Raw genomic sequence first — 403 nt, forward strand, 5'->3', positions numbered from 1 at the left:
CTTCACGGATTGAGCGCGACAACTTCTTGCATCAAGGCATCGTGCGCCTCGCGGGAATGAGATCCTCCCGCGCCCCCGAGCGCTTCTCTCACAGCCCACCGAAGCCGCAGGCCTTGCCGAACGCCGTCTGGCTCCCCCCGCGTGGCTTGCCTGTTCACGTCAGGCCACGCAGAAACTCACGAATCCACTGTCTCCTTCACGTTGACAGGTCCCGCTGGCTCGGTGTCTTTGATATCGGCCTCGGTGAACACAACGTGCCACTCATTTTCCTGCCGCCGTTGGGCATCAACGAGCCACTGCGGCGGTGACGACGGATAGGGTCGTAGCTCTCGCTCACCGAAGGCGAACCAAACAATGGCGCGCCCTCCTGCGTACTGCCGGAGTAGATCCTCTCGAACGTAGA

The 403-nt window shown here is 61.8% G+C and carries 1 protein-coding gene; it reads right to left on the reverse strand.

Annotated features, from left to right (window positions below):
- Window positions 1-176: 176 nt before the first annotated feature.
- On the reverse strand, window positions 177-403 hold a 227-nt coding region (locus HUA78_RS46090; protein ID WP_217442886.1), incomplete at its 5' end, for a hypothetical protein.

The sequence above is a fragment of the Myxococcus sp. CA033 genome (assembly GCF_013336625.1).
GTDB classification, from domain to species: Bacteria; Myxococcota; Myxococcia; order Myxococcales; family Myxococcaceae; genus Myxococcus; species Myxococcus llanfairpwllgwyngyllgogerychwyrndrobwllllantysiliogogogochensis.